At 72.6% G+C, this 16,913-nt stretch carries 13 protein-coding genes and 5 tRNA genes; 6 read left to right on the top strand and 12 right to left on the bottom strand.

The genetic code is table 11. The annotated features are described in order from the left end of the window. Positions 1–155 precede the first annotated feature (155 nt). The 5 genes from OG985_RS36800 (at position 156) to OG985_RS36780 (ending at position 629) form a co-directional block, all read left to right on the top strand. Positions 156–228: transfer RNA gene (locus tag OG985_RS36800), tRNA-Gly, on the top strand. Between the two features lie 37 nt (positions 229–265). Further along, positions 266–339: transfer RNA gene (locus tag OG985_RS36795), tRNA-Cys, on the top strand. Between the two features lies 1 nt (position 340). Further along, positions 341–412 (top strand) — tRNA-Val (locus OG985_RS36790). A 42-nt stretch (positions 413–454) separates the two neighbouring features. Next, positions 455–526, top strand: a tRNA-Val gene (locus OG985_RS36785). A gap of 28 nt (positions 527–554) precedes the next feature. Continuing rightward, a tRNA-Val gene (locus OG985_RS36780) sits at positions 555–629 on the top strand. A 63-nt stretch (positions 630–692) separates the two neighbouring features. Here OG985_RS36780 and OG985_RS36775 read toward each other — a convergent pair. From OG985_RS36775 to OG985_RS36760, 4 genes are all read right to left on the bottom strand, one after another. Next, entirely contained in the window at positions 693–989 is a 297-nt protein-coding gene (locus OG985_RS36775; RefSeq protein ID WP_371672700.1) for a zf-TFIIB domain-containing protein, read from the bottom strand. A gap of 80 nt (positions 990–1,069) precedes the next feature. Beyond that, entirely contained in the window at positions 1,070–2,014 is a 945-nt protein-coding gene (locus OG985_RS36770; protein ID WP_371672699.1) for a phosphotransferase, read from the bottom strand. Between the two features lie 629 nt (positions 2,015–2,643). Further along, entirely contained in the window at positions 2,644–2,853 is a 210-nt protein-coding gene (locus OG985_RS36765) for a hypothetical protein (RefSeq protein ID WP_371672698.1), read from the bottom strand. Between the two features lie 240 nt (positions 2,854–3,093). Further along, positions 3,094–3,327, bottom strand: a complete 234-nt coding sequence (locus tag OG985_RS36760; RefSeq protein WP_371672697.1) for a hypothetical protein — start codon at positions 3,325–3,327, stop codon at positions 3,094–3,096. 196 nt (positions 3,328–3,523) lie between these two features. Between OG985_RS36760 and OG985_RS36755 the strand changes: the two genes are divergently transcribed. Then, the gene (locus tag OG985_RS36755; RefSeq protein WP_371674596.1) at positions 3,524–4,903 is read left to right on the top strand and encodes a protein kinase; all 1,380 of its coding nucleotides are present in this window, start codon (positions 3,524–3,526) and stop codon (positions 4,901–4,903) included. 228 nt (positions 4,904–5,131) lie between these two features. Here OG985_RS36755 and OG985_RS36750 read toward each other — a convergent pair whose 3' ends face one another. The 8 genes from OG985_RS36750 to OG985_RS36715 form a co-directional block, all read right to left on the bottom strand. Beyond that, a complete protein-coding gene (locus OG985_RS36750) occupies positions 5,132–5,950 on the bottom strand; it encodes a TrmH family RNA methyltransferase (protein ID WP_371672696.1) in 819 nt (272 codons plus the stop codon). A 64-nt stretch (positions 5,951–6,014) separates the two neighbouring features. Then, positions 6,015–7,259, bottom strand: a complete 1,245-nt coding sequence (cobA, locus tag OG985_RS36745; protein ID WP_371672695.1) for a uroporphyrinogen-III C-methyltransferase — start codon at positions 7,257–7,259, stop codon at positions 6,015–6,017. A 274-nt stretch (positions 7,260–7,533) separates the two neighbouring features. Further along, complete coding sequence (gene cobT, locus OG985_RS36740) at positions 7,534–11,634, bottom strand: nicotinate-nucleotide--dimethylbenzimidazole phosphoribosyltransferase (protein ID WP_371672694.1); 4,101 nt, start codon at positions 11,632–11,634, stop codon at positions 7,534–7,536. Positions 11,635–11,999: 365 nt separating this feature from the next. Next, on the bottom strand, positions 12,000–13,214 hold the full coding sequence (cbiE, locus tag OG985_RS36735) for a precorrin-6y C5,15-methyltransferase (decarboxylating) subunit CbiE (RefSeq protein ID WP_371672693.1): 1,215 nt from the start codon (positions 13,212–13,214) through the stop codon (positions 12,000–12,002). A gap of 103 nt (positions 13,215–13,317) precedes the next feature. Next, positions 13,318–13,956 carry a GNAT family N-acetyltransferase gene (locus OG985_RS36730; RefSeq protein ID WP_371672692.1) on the bottom strand — a complete coding sequence of 213 codons (639 nt, stop codon included), beginning with the start codon at positions 13,954–13,956 and terminating at the stop codon, positions 13,318–13,320. Between the two features lie 169 nt (positions 13,957–14,125). Continuing rightward, a complete protein-coding gene (locus OG985_RS36725; protein ID WP_371672691.1) occupies positions 14,126–14,959 on the bottom strand; it encodes a MetQ/NlpA family ABC transporter substrate-binding protein in 834 nt (277 codons plus the stop codon). Between the two features lie 86 nt (positions 14,960–15,045). After that, positions 15,046–15,783, bottom strand: coding sequence for a methionine ABC transporter permease (locus OG985_RS36720; RefSeq protein ID WP_371672690.1), 738 nt, complete (start codon positions 15,781–15,783; stop codon positions 15,046–15,048). Further along, the gene (locus OG985_RS36715) at positions 15,780–16,814 is read right to left on the bottom strand and encodes a methionine ABC transporter ATP-binding protein (RefSeq protein WP_371672689.1); all 1,035 of its coding nucleotides are present in this window, start codon (positions 16,812–16,814) and stop codon (positions 15,780–15,782) included. The genes OG985_RS36720 and OG985_RS36715 overlap by 4 nt, the downstream gene beginning before the upstream one ends. Between the last annotated feature and the right edge of the window lie 99 nt (positions 16,815–16,913).

The following is a 16,913-nucleotide window of genomic DNA, read 5'->3' as shown; positions in this document are numbered from 1 at the left end:
CGGCATGTGGCCTGACCATGACCTTCCCGGAACCCCGACCATGTGCGCGGCCAGGTGCAGGGCAGCACGCTGCACAAACGCGTTTTTGTACTGGCCGGGGAATCCGCTAGAGTTCAACACGTCGCCGCGCCGCGCAAGCGGAGCGGAAACGGCACGCGGACGTAGCTCAGTTGGTAGAGCGCAACCTTGCCAAGGTTGAGGTCGCCAGTTCGAACCTGGTCGTCCGCTCGCAGGAAGAGGGGATCATCCCGACCCCCGCACTCCTGGTGGAGTGGCCGAGAGGCGAGGCAACGGCCTGCAAAGCCGTCTACACGGGTTCAAATCCCGTCTCCACCTCCAAGGACGATTAGCTCAGCGGGAGAGCGCTTCCCTGACACGGAAGAGGTCACTGGTTCAATCCCAGTATCGTCCACCGGAGCCCTCGGGCTTCCGGAGCCGCAAGGCTTCGACCCCCGCGCGATTAGCTCAGCGGGAGAGCGCTTCCCTGACACGGAAGAGGTCACTGGTTCAATCCCAGTATCGCGCACGCAGTACGCACGACCTGCAGTCCCCCCGCGCGATTAGCTCAGCGGGAGAGCGCTTCCCTGACACGGAAGAGGTCACTGGTTCAATCCCAGTATCGCGCACCAGCCGAATCCCCCGGCCGTCTCCACGGCCGGGGGATTCGTCGTGTGCCGGTCGGCTGTCGACTGTCAGCTGGAGAACAGCATGCGGCCGAAGCTCTTCTGCCGGTGGTGGCCTCCGTGACCGTGACCGCCGTAGTGGCCGCCGCCGTGCTGTGCGCCCCAGGCAGGGGCCTGAGGGGCCGGGTAGGCCTGCGGGGCACCCGGGGGCGGCGGGGCGGGCTGCGACCACTGGGACTCCAGGCGGGTCAGCGACTCCAGCTCGCCGTAGTCGAGAAAGATGCCGCGGCAGCCGCTGCACTGCTCGATCTGGACGCCGTTGCGGTTGTACGTGTGCATCGGCGCATGGCACTTGGGACACTGCATGGTCGGCTCAACTCCTCGCCGGTAGGTCCTGCTTCGTGTTTCGCCAGGACAGACACTGTCCGGCTGCGATCGGTTGCACCCTACTTCGCGGGGCCGTCGGCCAACTCCGGCGGGACCCGGCCCATTCGGTCACACGCGTCGACGACCGCGTCCTCCACCTCGTCCAGGGAGCGGCCCTCTTCGACGGCCTTGGCTACGGCCCGGGCCGCGGTCTGCACGCTGAGGGCGCGGGCGGGGACGTCCAGGGCGGGCCAGGGGTCGCTGTCGGCCGGGACCGCAGGACCGCGCGCCGCCCGGTAGGCGGTCAGGAAACGGGCCCACTCGTCGGGTGGCAGCAGGCCGCAGGCGTACCAGGCCGCCGGGCGGGCCAGATCCCAGGCGGCCACCCCGTGGCCGAGGTCGTCGACGTCGATGAGCAGCCAGGCGCCGTCGGGGGCGGGGTGGCGGACCAGCTGACCGAGGTGGAGGTCGCCGTGGCAGAGGGTGGTGGTGTCCGGCATGGGGGTCTCGGCGCGGGCCCAGGCAGGGAGCGTGGCCCAGGCGCGCAGGACGGGAGCGGTGGCGGGGTGACCGGCCGCCGTCGTGCGGAGGCGGGAGACGGCGCGGGCCGCCTTGGCCGGACCTCGCATGGGCGGCAGGCCGGCGACCGGGGCGGGGGTGCGGTGCAGGCGGGCGAGGAGGGTGGCGGCCTCCTCCCAGGGCGCGGCGTCCGGATCTTGCGGATCCACGGGGATGCCGTACGGCCAGAACGTCACGGGCCGGCCGTGCAGCTCGACCGGCGTCGGGCCGAGCGGGGGCAGGAGGATGCCGGGGAGGCGGGCGGCGGCGGTGAGGCGGAGGGTGAGCTCGGGGAGCGGTGTGGCCGGGGCGTGGGCCTTGGCGACGGTGTCGGCGTGGCGGACGACGGTGCCGTCGGGGCGGTCGGCGAGGGTGGCGCTCACTCCGCAGCGGCAGGCCGTCGTACGTGCATGGGCCTGGACTCGGGCTCGGGAGGCGAGCGCGGAGAGCAGGGGGTCGGCGGTCACGGGGCTCCCTGGGGTGCGGGTCTGCTCGCGAGGGTACGCAGATTGTTCGACGGGGGGTGGGGGTCGGGTGTCCCTGCGGGCGGGTGGTGGTGGGCGTGCGGGGTTGAGGGGACGGCAAGTTGAGTAGGCGGCACTGATGCCGGGGGCCGGCCTCTGAGAGGTGGGCGGCACTGATGCCGGGTGCCGGCCTCCGCGAGGTGGGCGGCACCGATGCCGGGTGCTGGCCTCTGAGAGGTGGGCGGCACTGATGCCGGGTGCTGGCCTCCTCGAGGTGGGCGGCACCGATGCGAGGCGGGGGGTGCCCGGTGGGTTCGTCGCGGAGTGGGCGGCGCTGGTGGTGAGGCCGGTGGGTCGCGCGGCTCGGCGCTTGCGAGGCGCCGCCTGCGCCCACCCGTGCCGCCCCAGGCGGCACGCATGCCCGCAGCTGGGTGACTGGTGGGGGCGGAACCGCGGCTGGCCCCGTGGCGCAGGCCGCCGGCGGCGTGGTCCGGGGGATTCGGGCATGGCAATGCCGGCGCAGCTCCCCAGCTGCGCCGGCATTTTTTGCCGTCCGCCGCACCCCCGTCCCCACGGGGTTTCATGGGTGGATGTCCCCGCCCGGACCGCTCTTCCGGGCCTGGGGTCGCCGCTCAGCGCCCCAGCATCACGCCCACGGACGACGCCTGTGTGGCCACTGTCTCCCAGCCGTCGAAGACGAGCAGGAGCAGTGCGGCCAGGGGAAGGGCCATGAGTGTCGCCACCAAGGGGTGGCGGCGGCCCTGACGGCGGGTGCGGAACGCGGTGCTGTACGCCTTGCGTCCCTGTGTGCGAACCAGTGTCCGCGGTGCCGTAAGGGCCATGGTCCCTCTCCTGACCGTTCTCCGTTGTGGTTGGCAGCGGCGGGTGTCTGACCTCGGGGGACGAGTGCTGCACCCGCCGCTTGACCTCAAATCTAGGCGTCCGGCGCCCGGCGCACGTCATGCCCTCGTACCGATTGCCGGGCCTCCCGGAGGATGACCCATGACCTGCGGAGTACTCCCCTGGGTGGAGACGGGGACCCAGGTCTCAGGGTCTTCCCGGAGGGGCTGCCCGGTGTGCCCCTATGTTTCCGAGCTGTCCTCCCGCGGCACCGGCTGCTCGACCAGCGCGAGGACCCGGTTCGCCATGAAACGGGCCGTACGCACCACAGAGCCGTTGCGGGTGACTTCGCTCACTTCCACCACACCCCGGCGTACCGCCGTCTCCACCCGGCGGCCCGCCCGGCTCGCCACCACCTCGTACGTGCGCGTCGTGTCTCCAGCGTCCACGACTATTTCCACGCGGTCACCCTTCACGGGCACAATCCCCCTTCTGCGACGGGTGGTTGGGGTCACCGACCGGCCAAAGCAGGCCTGTTCACGGGCTCCCTGACCACTCTTCAATTCTCCCACCCGGCACTGACAATCCATCGGGTCGAGAGGGCGCGGCCTCTGCGCGCGGGCGGCCGTGGAAACGTAAGCTGTGGCACGTCACACGGACCGGGCAGCGGGGATGGACATGGCGATGATGCGCCTGAGGCGCGAGGACCCGCGCGTCGTCGGCTCGTTCAGGCTTCACAGACGGCTCGGCGCGGGCGGAATGGGCGTCGTCTACCTCGGCTCCGACCGCAAGGGACAGCGGGTCGCGCTGAAGGTCATCCGGCCGGACCTGGCGGAGGACCAGGAGTTCCGGTCGCGGTTCGCGCGTGAGGTCTCGGCGGCGCGGCGGATTCGCGGCGGGTGCACGGCACGGCTGGTCGCGGCGGATCTCGACGCGGAGCGGCCGTGGTTCGCCACGCAGTACGTACCCGGGCCGTCCCTGCACGACAAGGTGGCCGACCAGGGTCCGCTGGGGGCGGCCGAGGTCGCCGCCATCGGGGCCGCGCTGTCGGAGGGACTGGTCGCGGTTCACGAGGCCGGGGTCGTGCACCGGGACCTGAAGCCCTCGAACATCCTGCTCTCCCCCAAGGGTCCGCGGATCATCGACTTCGGGATCGCCTGGGCGACGGGCGCCTCGACGCTCACGCACGTCGGGACGGCGGTCGGCTCGCCGGGCTTCCTGGCGCCGGAGCAGGTGCGCGGCGCCGCCGTCACCCCGGCCACGGACGTGTTCTCGCTCGGGGCGACCCTGGCGTACTCGTCGATGGCGGACTCACCCTTCGGGCACGGCAGTTCCGAGGTGATGCTGTACCGGGTGGTGCACGAGGAGGCGCAGCTGCACGGTGTGCCGGACGCGCTGGCCCCGCTCGTCCGGGCCTGTCTGGCGAAGGACCCCGAGGAGCGGCCGAGCACCCTGCAGCTGTCACTGCGCCTCAAGGAGATCGCGGCCCGCGAGGCCCAGGGTCTGGCCGACGGGCGGCCGCCCGCGCCCCGTGCCGGGGACGCGGACCGGGCAGCCGGGCGGCTTGCCGACACCTATCCGGACCGGGCACCGCAGCGTCGCTCGCAGGGACAGGGTGGTCCGGGGACTCCTCCGTCGGCCCGCGGTGCCGTGCCCCCGTCCCGCGGCCCCGCTCCCTCGCGTGGCGGCAGCGCTTCGCGTGCCGGTGGTACGTCGCCCCGGTCCGGGACCCGGCCCACGCCCGCCTCGCGGAACACGACCCGTTCCGGCAGCGGGAGTCGGCCCGCGCCGCGCAGCGGTACCGGTCGGCCGTCGGCCAGGAACACCGGTACGGGACGGCGTCCCGCCAATCCGCGGCTGCTGCGCCAACGGCTGTTCGTGTTCGTCGTGGTGACCCTGCTCGTGGCGCTCGGCATCGCGGCGGCGCAGGGCTGCCAGGGGCCGTCACGCGGGATGGGCGGCGGGGGCGACGTCGTACGGAAGCAGCAGGAGCAGACGGACGGACGACTGCCCGATCCCGGCATCGCCGAGGGGCATCCGGCGAACGGCTGACGTTCGGGCGGTTCGCGTCGGCGTGCACCGCTTCCAGGGTCCGCGCCGGACGACACGGGGCACGGACGCGCGCCGGTGCCGGACACCGTCTGCCCGTCGAGGCGCGGCGTCCGGTGCCCGCTCTCGGCGGGCCGGCTGGAGCTCTCGTACTGGACGCACCCGAGTTCTTCGCGCGGTGGAGCGAGAGGGTGCGCCGGGCTTCGCCCGTCGAGCGGGAGAGGCAGGGGGCTAGTTCCGTGGTCCGCCCGTGGCCACCGCGTAGAAGGCGACCGCTGCCGCCGCGCCCACGTTGAGGGAGTCGACGCCGTGGGACATGGGGATGCGGACCCATTCGTCGGCGGCCACCAGGGCCTGGGTGGAGAGGCCGTCGCCCTCGGCGCCGAGCATCAGGCCCACCCGGTCCATCGTGTGCGGGGCGGCCTCGTCGAGGGGCCGGGCCTTTTCGTCGGGGGTGAGGGCGAGCAGGGTGAAGCCGGCCTCGCGGACCGACTCCAGGCCCTTGGGCCAGGTGTCCAGTCGCGCGTACGGCACGGAGAAGACCGCGCCCATCGAGACCTTGACGCTGCGGCGGTAGAGCGGGTCGGCGCAGTCCGGGGAGAGCAGGACCGCGTCCATGCCGAGGGCGGCGGCCGAGCGGAAGATCGCGCCGATGTTGGTGTGGTCGTTGACCGACTCCATGATCACGACCCGGCGGGCCGTCTGGAGGAGTTCGGCGGCCGTCGGGAGCGGTTTGCGCTGCATGGAGGCGAGGGCGCCACGGTGCACGTGGTAGCCGGTGACCCGCTCGGCGAGTTCCGGGCCGACGGCGTACACCGGGGCGGGCAGTTCGTCGATGACGTCGCGCATGACGTCGACCCACTTGGCGGACAGCAGCATCGAACGCATCTCGTAGCCGGCGTCCTTGGCCCGGCGGATGACCTTCTCACCCTCGGCGATGAACAGGCCCTCGGCGGGTTCGCGCTTGCGGCGCAACTCGACGTCGGTCAGGCCCGTGTAGTCGCGCAGGCGCGGGTCGTCGGGGTCCTCAACGGTGATGAGATCGGCCACAGGGTGATACTGCCTTGTCCTCGGTGCGGTGCCAACGGCTGGGAGCAGGTTGTGTTACCCGGGGTTACTCGGCCGGGCGCACCAGGCTCCCGACACCCACGTTCACGACCTCACCCACGACGATCACCGCCGGGGACCTGACCTCCTGCGTCCGTACCGTCTCGGCGACCGTGGCGAGGGTGGCGTCGACCCGGCGCTGCGCGGCCGTCGTGCCCTCCTGGACCAGGGCGACCGGGGTCTCGGGGGACTTGCCGTGGGCGACCAGGGTCTCGGCGATCTTGCCGATCTTGTCGACGCCCATGAGGATCACGAGCGTGCCGGTCAGCTTCGCGAGGGACGGCCAGTCGGCCAACGAGCGCTCGTCGTCAGGGGCGACATGACCGCTGACCACCGTGAACTCGTGTGCGACCCCGCGGTGGGTGACCGGGATGCCCGCCACGCCCGGCACCGAGATCGAACTCGAGATGCCGGGCACCACGGTGCACGGGATGCCGGCCTCGGCGAGCGCCTGGGCCTCCTCCATGCCGCGGCCGAAGACGAAGGGGTCGCCCCCCTTGAGCCGTACGACCGACTTGCCCTGTCTGGCGTGCTCGATCAGGGCGTTGTTGATGGCCTCCTGGGCCATGTAGCGGCCGTACGGGATCTTCGCCGCGTCGATCACCTCGACGTGCGGCGGCAGTTCCGCCAGCAGGTCGCGGGGTCCGAGGCGGTCCGCGATGACGACGTCGGCCTCGGCGAGCAGACGCCGGCCGCGCACCGTGATCAGGTCCGGGTCGCCGGGGCCACCGCCGACCAGCGCGACGCCCGGAGTGCGGGTGCGGTGGTGGGGGGCGACGAGGGTGCCGTCGCGCAGGCCCTCGACCACGGCGTCCCGGATGGCGGCGGTGTGGCGGGGGTCGCGGCCCTTGGCGCTGGTGGTGAGGACCGCGACCGTGACGCCCTCGCTGTGGCCGGTGGCCGGGGTCCACGCCGTGGCCGCGTCGGCGTCGTCGGAGCGGACGCACCAGACGCGACGCGCCTCCGCCTCGGCGGAGGCGCGTGTGTTCGCTTCCGGGTCGCTGGTCGCGATCAGCGCGTACCAGGTGTCGGCGAGGTCGCCGTCGGCGTAGGCGCGCCTCGTCCAGGTGATCTCGCCGGCGTCCGCCATCGCTTCGACCGAGGGGGTCGCCTCGGGGGACACGAGGCGGACGTCGGCGCCTGCCGCGATCAGGGCCGGGAGCCGGCGCTGGGCGACCTGACCGCCGCCGAGGACGACGACCCTGCGGCCGGTGAGGCGGAGGCCTACGGGGTAGGCGGGGTTTTCGGCCATGAGGGTACGGCTCCTCTTTACGGCAGTGCGGTGGCCCTGACGTGCGGATTTTACGGGGCGGTGGGCGCCGGCGGCTCAGGTGGTCCAGTGGCTGGGCAGTGCGCACGAGCCGGGCGCGGGGCGTGGGCGGGTCGGGCCCGCCCCGTGCACCGGGCGGAACTCCTGTCCACCACCCGCGGCAGGCGGCCACCGAGCGGCCGTGCGCCACTGCGGCGCGCTGACGCACGGGGCACCGGGTTCGTCGCCCCGGAGCCCCTGGCGCCCACGCCCGCGCCTACTTCTCGGTCACCCCCGCCGAGTCGAACGTCGCCACCTCGTGCATCGCCCGCGCCGTGCTCTGCACCAGCGGCAGCGCCAACAGCGCGCCCGTGCCCTCGCCGAGGCGGAGGTCGAGGTCGACCAGCGGGCGCAGGCCCAGCTTGTTGAGGGCGGCGACATGGCCGGGCTCGGCGCTGCGGTGGCCCGCGATGCAGGCGGCCAGGACCTCGGGGGCGATCGCGCGGGCGACCAGCGCGGCGGCGCCGGCGCTGACCCCGTCCAGGATCACCGGCGTGCGCAGGGAGGCACCGCCGAGGAGCAGGCCCACGATCGCCGCGTGCTCGAAGCCGCCGATCGCGGCGAGGACACCGATGGGGTCGGCCGGGTCGGGCTGGTGGAGTTCGATCGCCCGGCGGACGACCTCCGTCTTGCGGGCGAGGGTCTCGTCGTTGATTCCGGTACCGCGTCCCGTCACCTCGGCGGGGTCGGTGTCCGTGAAGACCGAGATCAGGGCCGCGGACGCGGTCGTGTTCGCGATGCCCATCTCACCCGTGAGCAGGGCCTTGTTGCCGGCCGCCACCAGGTCGCGGGCCGTCTCGATGCCGACCTCGATGGCCTGCTTGGCCTCCTCGCGGGTCATCGCGGGGCCGGTGGTCATGTCGGACGTGCCCGCGCGGATCTTGCGCGGCAGCAGGCCCGGGGTGGCCGGGAGGTCGGCCGCGACGCCCACGTCGATGACGCAGACCTCGGCGCCCACCTGGGTCGCGAAGGCGTTGCAGACCGCTCCCCCGCCGAGGAAGTTGGCCACCATCTGCGCCGTGACCTCCTGCGGCCAGGGGGTGACGCCCTGGGCGTGCACGCCGTGGTCGCCGGCGAAGATCGCGACGGCGGCGGGCTCCGGGATCGGCGGCGGGCACTGGCGGGACAGTCCGGACAACTGCGCGGAGATGATCTCCAGCATGCCGAGCGCGCCGGCCGGCTTCGTCATGCGCTTCTGCCGGTCCCACGCCTCGCCGAGCGCCTTGGCGTCCAGCGGGCGGATCTGCGCGACGGTCTCGCCGAGCAGGTCGTGCGGGTCCTCGCCGGGCAGGGCGCGCCGGCCGTACGTCTCCTCGTGGACGACCCAGGACAGCGGCCGGCGCTTGGACCAGCCGGCCTGCATCAGCTCGGGCTCGTCCGGGAACTCGTCGACGTAGCCGACACAGAGGTAGGCGACGACTTCGAGGTGCTCGGGCAGGCCGAGGGCGCGGACCATCTCGCGCTCATCGAAGAAGCTGACCCAGCCGACGCCGAGGCCCTCGGCGCGGGCCGCGAGCCAGAGGTTCTCGACGGCGAGCGCGGAGGAGTACGGAGCCATCTGCGGCTGCGTGTGGCGGCCCAGCGTGTGACGGCCGCCGCGGGTGGGATCGGCGGTGACGACGATGTTCACCGGAGTGTCGAGGATGGCCTCGATCTTCAGTTCCTTGAACTGCTTCGCCCGGCCCTTGGGCAGGGACTTCGCGTAGGCGTCACGCTGGCGTACGGCCAGTTCGTGCATGCCGCGCCTGGTCTCGGCGGACCGGATGACGACGAAGTCCCAGGGCTGCGAGTGCCCCACGGAGGGGGCGGTGTGGGCCGCCTCCAGAACGCGGAGCAGCACCTCGTGCGGGATCGGGTCGTCGCGGAACCCGTTGCGGATGTCACGGCGCTCACGCATGACCTTGAGCACGGCCTCGCGCTCGGCGTCGTCGTAGGCGGGCGCGGCCGGACCTGTGGACTGTCGTACGTTTTCCACCGCGGCCGTGCTCTCTTCCTGGTCGGCGGCCCGGGTGTCCAGGTCGTCCGCATGCTGTACGAGTTCGGGGTCGTGCTCCGGCTCCGGCGCGGGGACGGGGTCGGCCTCGCGGGGAGCCGGCACCGCGGCCACGGGTTGCTCCTCCTCCACGGGGAGGACGAGCGGCTGCGGCGGGGTCGGTGCGAGATGGGGTGCGGTCGGCACGGAACCCTCGACCGGCACGAACTCGCCCAGCGGTCCGCTCGGGTCGGGCTCCAGGGGGACGGCGGCCGGGAGGGGGGCGGTGGCGGGAAGGGGGGCGTCGCTCTCGCCGTAGGCGTGGCCCGGACCCGGGTCGACGGCCGCGGGGGCGATCGCTTCCGCGGGCAGTTCCTCGGGGACGCTGACCACGGGGTCCGCGAACTCGGCGGGTGCGCCCGCGTGTTCGGGGGTGTGGGACGGCGCTGCGGGCGCGAGGGTGTCCGGGGCTTCGGGAGCGGCCCGGTCCTGCGGCGCGGCGACGGCGTTCTCGACCTCAACCAGCTCCTGGTCCACGTCCTGGTCCACGTCCTGGTCCTGGTTTTCGTGCGGGAGTGCGGTGTACGCGAGCTGGACCGGCGGCTGGAGTGCCTCGGCCTGCGGAGCCGGCTCCGTGAATCGGGGGGCGGCGCCCGGGGTGACGAGTGCCTCCGGAGGCAGGGGCGGCGCGGGGGCCTCGGCCGCGTGGGTCTGCGGGGCGATGAAGGTGAGGGCGGGGCCGGTCGCGGCGGGCGGAGCCTCGGCGTGCACGGCCTGCGGGGTGGCGTCCGGGCCGGGGTGATGGCCCTGCACCGGGTGGGCCGCCGCGACGAGTTGGGGGCCCTGTTCCGGCTGGGCGCTCGCGGCGTGCTGTGCGTCGGCGACAGCGGCGGGGACGGCCGCGAGGACCGGCTCCGCCTCCGTGACCGTCTCGTGGGACGGTGCCGTGTGCTCGGGTTCCGCGTGCAGGGGGGTCGGCTCGGGGATCTCCTCGGGGATCGCCTCGGCGGGGGCGTCCGCGTCGAGAGTCACCGAGTCGTCCGCCGGTTCGGCGGCTTCCGGGGAGTAGGCGGCTTCGGGGAACCCGTCACCGGGCACGTCCACCGTCTCCCCGGCAGGCACGGCAGGTGGTGTGGTGGGCGCGAGCGCGGGTGCCGCCTCCGCGGCGGCGAAGTGCGCGTCGTCGGGGACGGGGACGTCCTGTGCGGCCTGCGCCGCCTCGGCGTCCTGCGGGACGCCGGTCGGCGGAAGCGCTGCTTCCGGCGCCGGGACGAGGTCGGGGGCGGACGCGGTGAGGGCGCTCCCCTCCGTTTCGGAGGCGGAGACACCGTTGGAGCCTTCGAGAGCTTCAGGGACCTCGGGGCCAGGGCCCTCCTGGGTCTCCACGACGGCGTCGGCTCCAGGAACGTGCCCGGCCTCCGGCGTGAGCACGGCGTCCGGGGCGAGCTCGGTCGCCGCGGCGGGTACCGCGTGATGGCCGGCGTCAGGTGCGGCGTCGCTCGCCGGGAGCTCCTGTCCGGCCACGGGGGCCTGCGCGTCCTCGGGGCCCGTCGGCACGCCCTGGCTGGTGGAGAGGTCCTCGGCCGGCCAGGGCTCCTGGCTCGCCGGAACCTGCCCGTCGTACGCGCCGAATGCGCCGGACCCCTCCTGGGGACCCTGCGCGACCGGCTCGGTCTCCGCGGGGTGCGGACCGGTCCCGTCGACCGCCTCGGCGGTGGCCGGGTCGCTCACCGCTTCGGCCTGGGCGACGGCCGGGTCGCTCACGGCGTCGGCCTCGGCCGCGACCTGGGCCACGACGGCCTGGGCCGCGCCCACCGGCTCGAAGCCCGTGGCCTGCGCCTGGGCACCCCAGGGCGCCGCGCCCTGCGGCGGCATGTCCCGCAGATGCGGGACGTCGAGGTACTCGGGGCCGATCGTCGGCGGGCCGGACTGCCGTACCGGCACGCCCGCGGGGCCTCGGTCGGCGAGGGAGCGGACGGGGCTCGCGGAGGCGTCGGGAATCGGCGGGCCGAGGTGGAGCGGACGGCGCGGCGGGACCGGTGCCGACTGCGGCGCGGGGGCCGGAGTGGGCAGGCGTACGCCGCCGAGGTCGACCGAGCCGCTGTCCCGGCCGGACATCTCGTGCGGTCCCGGCTCGTGCACCGTCTCGACGACGGGCTCGGGCGCGGGCGGGGCGACCTCGTTGCCCCAGGCGCCCTGGGCGCCCGGCAACAGCAACAGGTCTTCGTCCTCGGCGGTGGTCTCGGAGAGGTAGGTGTACGCGCCGTGCGCAGGAACGCCCGGCTCTTCCACCATGCCCGCGCTCTCCGGCAGTCCCTCGCCCGGGACCTGGCCGGTGTCCGTCATGCGTACCCCTCGCCCATCGGTTAGTGCTCCTACGTCCAGCTCACCCGGAACGGCGCACCGACCGCCCCGCAGTGAAGAACGAGCGTGCGTGCCCAGCGGCACGAACGGCCTGACGACAAAGACGACAAAGCCATCAACTGGCATTGTCGCGGCCGTTGCTCCGTCACGACAGGTCGATCCGTGACGGTCCGCTGTGGACTGCGCCACGTTGCGCGTCCTCCGGTTCTGCCGTACCACACCCACCCCAAAAGGGGCGCGTTTTCCGGACATTGACCGACGAACCGCCGGGCGTCCGAGAGCGGTACAACGATCGGCCAGCCTACCGCGCGCAGTACGACAACAGGATCACGGGGACGCGAACAGGGTCATTGCGCGCGGTTCGGCAACAGGCCGCTGAGCAGGAACGCGACGCTGCGCTCCGTCTCCGTCCAGGCCCGCGTGTCGAGTTCGACGGACTGGAGGAGGGCGCACTCGACGCGGTAGCCGTGCTCGGTGAGGTCCCGGCCGACGAGTTCGGCCGCGTCACGGGTGGCGGCGTGCGCGACGATGCGCTGCGGACGGCGGTCGGCGACCGCGGAGACCACGGCCGCTCCCCCGCCGCCGACGCGTACGACGTCCGGCTCGGGGAGGTTCTCCAGCACGTGCGGGGCGCCGCCGTGCACGATGTGCAGCTGCACCCCGAAGCGACGCGCCGCGGCGTCGGTACGGGCGCAGGCCTCCAGGTCCCGGTCCACGGCGATGACGGCGGCACCGGCACGCGCGGCCTCGACGGCGAAGGCGCCGCTGCCGCAGCCGATGTCCCACACCAGGTCGCCGACGCGCGGCCCGAGGCGGGCGAGTTGGGCCGCGCGGAGCAGCTCCGTCTCGCCCTCGCCGAGCTCTCCGTCGTACTCCTCGGCGGGCAGCGCCCAGCCGCGCGGGCCGGCGCCCGGGTCGCGACCGGCGATCCAGCCGCCCGCGTCCGCCGGCGGTCCCACCGGGCCGCCGATGACGATCACGACGTTCGGGTCGCGCCAGATGTGGTCGGCGGCCTTGTCGGAGGTCACGACCGTGACCTGCTCGCGTTCGGTGCCGAGCTCCTCGCAGATGACGAAGGTGCGGTGGACGCCTTCCAGGAGCAGGCCGAGTTCGGCGGGTCCTGCGCCCGGTGAGGTGAGGACGGCGACTTTGGTGTGGGCCCGGCACACATTCACCGCGCGTCGCAGGGTGCGCCGGTGTGCGACCACCACCTGTGCGTCGTCCCAGGGCATGCCGGCCCGTGCGAAGGCGGCGGCCACGGAGGAGACGGCGGGGACGACTTCGACCTCGAGGCCGAACTCGGGTGCGCGCAGGGTCCGTACGACGCCGAAGAAGCCGGGGTCGCCGTCGGCGAACACGACGGCGGTGCCGCGGTGGGCGGCTATGCGGCGGGCGGCGAGGGTGACACTGCCGAGGCGGACGCGCTCGGCGGCGGGAGACACCTCGGGAAGCGCCAGATGGTGGGCGGCACCGGCCACCAGTGTGGCGGCGCCGAGGGCGGAGCGGGCCGCGGCGGTCAGCGGCGAACCGTCCCAGCCGATCACCGTGACCCGATCGGCCATCTTCGTCAGTCTCCAGGGGATGTGCGCGCGGTGTCAGGGGCCGTGGATTCGGCTCCGTGAGCGTATCGGGTGGCGCCGGCCGGGGCCGCGGCCCCCCTGGGGGTCAGTTCCAGTCCGAATACGACGTGAAACCGCCGGTGTCGGCGAGCTGCTCCCCCGCGCCGTCGAGGTCCTCCGGCAGCAGGCTCCACACGATGAAGTCGGTGCGGACGTCGGTCCAGGTGCCGTCCTCGGTGCGGACGTGCGCTATGCAGGCGTTGCGCAGGACGCCCTCGCTGATACAGCCGATCTTCTGCGCGACCTGCTGGGAGGCGGTGTTGTCCGCCGCCGTGCGCAGTTCGACGCGCTCGAGCTTCTGGTCGCCGAGCAGCCACTGGGCGGTGACCAGGGCCGCCTCCGAGGCGTAGCCCTCGCCGCGGGCCCAGGGGGCGATGACGTACGACAGTTCGGTGGACCTGATGTGCCAGTTGGTCTTGCCGAGCTGGATGACGCCGACCAGGCGCTGGGTGAGGAACTCGGTGACGGCGAGGTCGAGGCCGCGGCCCGCGGCCCGTTCGGTGGGCGCGTACTCGCTGATCCAGGCGCGGGCGGCGTCCTCGGTGAACGGCTGGGGGACGTCGGTCCAGGCCGCGACCTGCTCGTCGTTCATCATCTCGGTCAGGGCGGGCACGTCGTCCTCGTCGAGGGGCCGCAGCACCAACCGCTCCGTGCTGATGGAGATGTTGGGGAAGGTGCTAGTCATGCGCCGCTCCGTAACCTTCGGAAAACCTTCAGGGCCTGCTGAACTGCCCAGCATGCAGCATGAAAGCACTGAACCGCACTGCGGGCCCACTCCGGGTGAGGGAGTGGACCCCGTGCGTGGTGATACGCCGTATACGCGACGCGGGAACCGGTCCGGGACCGTTTCCTGATCAGAAGGAAGCGATGACCGAGCCCTTGTACTTGTCCTCGATGAACTTCTTCACCTGGGGCGAGGTGAGGAGCTTGGCGAGCTTCACGACCCGCGGGTCCTTCTCGTTGCCCTCCTTGACCGCGAGGAAGTTGCCGTACGGGCTGTTCTTCGCGGACTCCAGGACGAGGGCGTCCGTGGCGGGCTTGAGTCCGGCGGAGATGGCGAAGTTGCCGTTGACGACCGCGGCGTCCACGTCGTCCAGGGAGCGCGCGGTCTGGGGCGCCTCGACCTCCTTGAACTTGAGGTTCTTCGGGTTCGTGGCGATGTCCTGCGGGGTCGCCGCGCTGCCGGCGCCGTCCTTGAGGGTGATCAGCTTGTTGGCGGCGAGCAGCTTGAGGGCGCGTGCCTCGTTGACGGCGTCGTTGGGAACCGCGACGGTCGCGCCGCTCTTCAGGGCGTCGGCGCTCTTCACCTTGTGCGAGTAGAGGCCGAGGGGCTCCAGGTGCACCGTGACGACGGGCACGATGTGGGTGCCGCGCTTCTGGTTGAAGTCGTCCAGGTACGGCTGGTTCTGGAAGTAGTTGGCGTCCACCGAGCCGTCCTCGGTCGCCGTGTTCGGGACGATGTAGTCCTGGAACTCCTTGACCTCCAGGTCGAGTCCCGCCTTCTTCGCCAGGTTGTCCTTGACGTAGGTGAGGATCTCCGCGTGCGGGGTGGGGCTCGCGGCGACGACCAGCGGGCCGCTGGTGTCGGAGGAGGCGGTGGAGCTGCTGTCCGAGCCGCAGGCGGTGAGCCCGAGGGTGAGGGTTCCGGCGGCGAGGACAGCGGTGGTGATCTTGGCGGTGTTACGCACGAAAAGTGCCTTTCCTGATGGGTGCAGCGGCCCCGCGTGGGGTGGGCGGGGAGTCTGGTGGAGTGGCGTCTGGTGGAGTGGCCGGCTCAGACGGCCTTGCTGACGTCCGCGGCCGCGGGTTCCTTCGCCTTCAGCAGGCGGAGCCTGGGCGCGGGGCCGGAGTGGCCGCCGCGCCGGTGCAGGGAGCGGGCCGCGAAGTCGCCGGCGAACTGGATGAGGGAGATGACCACGGCGAGGATGGCCACGGTGATCCACATGAGGTCGGTCTCGAAGCGCTGGTATCCGTAGCGGATGGCGATGTCGCCGAGACCGCCGGCGCCGACCGTGCCGGCCATGGCCGAGTAGCCGATGAGCGCGACGATCGTGGTCGTGGTGCTGGAGATCAGCGAGGGCAGCGACTCCGGTACGAGCACCTTGCGGACGGTGGTCCAGGTGTTGCCGCCCATCGCCTGCACGGCCTCGACCAGTCCGCCGTCCACCTCTCGGACAGCCGTCTCGACGAGGCGCGCGAAGAACGGGATCGCCCCGATGGCGAGCGGCACGATGGCCGCCTCACGGCCGATGGTCGTCCCGGTGATCGAGCGCGTGAAGTTCATCAGCGCGACCATCAGGATGATGAACGGCATCGAGCGGGCGATGTTCACGATCTGCCCGATGACCTTGTTGGCGGCCACGTTCTGCAGCAGGCCGCCCCGGTCGGTGAGGACGAGCAGGACGCCGAGCGGAAGGCCGCCGACGACGGCGATGAGCGTGGACCAGCCCACCATGTAGAGCGTGTCCCAACACGCCTGGGACAGCAGGGGCTGCATCTCGGACCAGGTCACTTGGCACCTTCCTTCACCAGCACGGCCTCCTGGCCCACCACGTCGATCTGCAGGCCCCGTTCGCGCAGGAAGCCGATCGGCACGACGTTGTCCTCGTAGTGGCCGGGCAGTTCGATGCGCATCCGGCCGACCTGGAGGCCGCCGACGGTGTCGATCGCGGCGCCGAGGATCGAGATGTCGATGTTGTACGTGCGCGAGAGCTGCGAGATGACGGGCTGGGTCGCGGCCTCGCCCTGGAAGGTGACGTCGACGACGGTCCGGTCGTCGCCGGTGGCCTCCCCGCCCACCGGGAACAGCGCGCCGGCGAGCTCCGAACCCGGGGTCGCGAGCAGTTCGCTGACCGTGCCGGACTCGACGATGCGTCCGTTGTCCATGAGGGCGGCGGAGTCGCAGATGCTCTTGACGACGCCCATCTCGTGGGTGATGAGCAGGACGGTCAGGCCCAGTTGCCGGTTCAGGTCGCGCAGCAGCTGGAGGATCGAGCGGGTGGTCTCCGGGTCGAGGGCGCTGGTGGCCTCGTCGGACAGGAGCACCTTGGGGTCGCCGGCCAGCGCGCGGGCAATGCCCACGCGCTGCTTCTGGCCGCCGGAGAGCTGGGCGGGGTAGGCCTTCGCCTTGTCGGCGAGGCCGACCAGTTCGAGCAGTTCGAGTGCCTTGCGGGAGCGTTCCCCGCCCGACCTGCCGAGGATCTCGAGGGGCAGCTCGACGTTGTCCTGGACCGTGCGGGAGGACAGCAGGTTGAAGTGCTGGAAGACCATGCCGATACGGCTGCGCGCCCGGCGGAGTTCCCGGCCGGCCCGCGGCCCGCGTCCGGCGAGGGCGGTGAGGTCCTGTCCGGCGACGGTCACCGTCCCTGAGGTGGGCCGTTCCAGCAGGTTGACGCAGCGGATGAGCGAGGACTTGCCGGCGCCGGACTGGCCGATGACGCCGTACACCTCGCCTTCGCGGACGTGCAGATCGACGCCGTCGAGGGCGGTGACCTCACGGCCGCGGGAGCGGTAGACCTTGGTCAGGCCCGAGGTGGTGATCACTGGGGTTTCCGTCACTGTCGAGTGCGCGGGCATGGCTGTGCCCGGAGCACGGTGCGTGCATTCGGTTGGAACGCGGCACGGTTCTCGTCCGGTGGCGCT

It is taken from the genome of Streptomyces sp. NBC_00289 (assembly GCF_041435115.1).
Classification (GTDB): Bacteria; Actinomycetota; Actinomycetes; order Streptomycetales; family Streptomycetaceae; genus Streptomyces.
Note: the sequence above shows the minus strand (reverse complement) of the source record. Positions and strands in the feature narration are given on the sequence as shown.

Coding starts and splice junctions, on each gene's coding strand:
- OG985_RS36775 (WP_371672700.1), bottom strand. CDS start 989: ATGCAGTGTCCCAAGTGCCATGCGCCGATGCACACGTACAACCGCAAC.
- OG985_RS36765 (WP_371672698.1), bottom strand. CDS start 2,853: ATGGCCCTTACGGCACCGCGGACACTGGTTCGCACACAGGGACGCAAG.
- OG985_RS36755 (WP_371674596.1), top strand. CDS start 3,524: ATGGACATGGCGATGATGCGCCTGAGGCGCGAGGACCCGCGCGTCGTC.
- cobA (WP_371672695.1), bottom strand. CDS start 7,259: ATGGCCGAAAACCCCGCCTACCCCGTAGGCCTCCGCCTCACCGGCCGC.
- cobT (WP_371672694.1), bottom strand. CDS start 11,634: ATGACGGACACCGGCCAGGTCCCGGGCGAGGGACTGCCGGAGAGCGCG.
- cbiE (WP_371672693.1), bottom strand. CDS start 13,214: ATGGCCGATCGGGTCACGGTGATCGGCTGGGACGGTTCGCCGCTGACC.
- OG985_RS36730 (WP_371672692.1), bottom strand. CDS start 13,956: ATGACTAGCACCTTCCCCAACATCTCCATCAGCACGGAGCGGTTGGTG.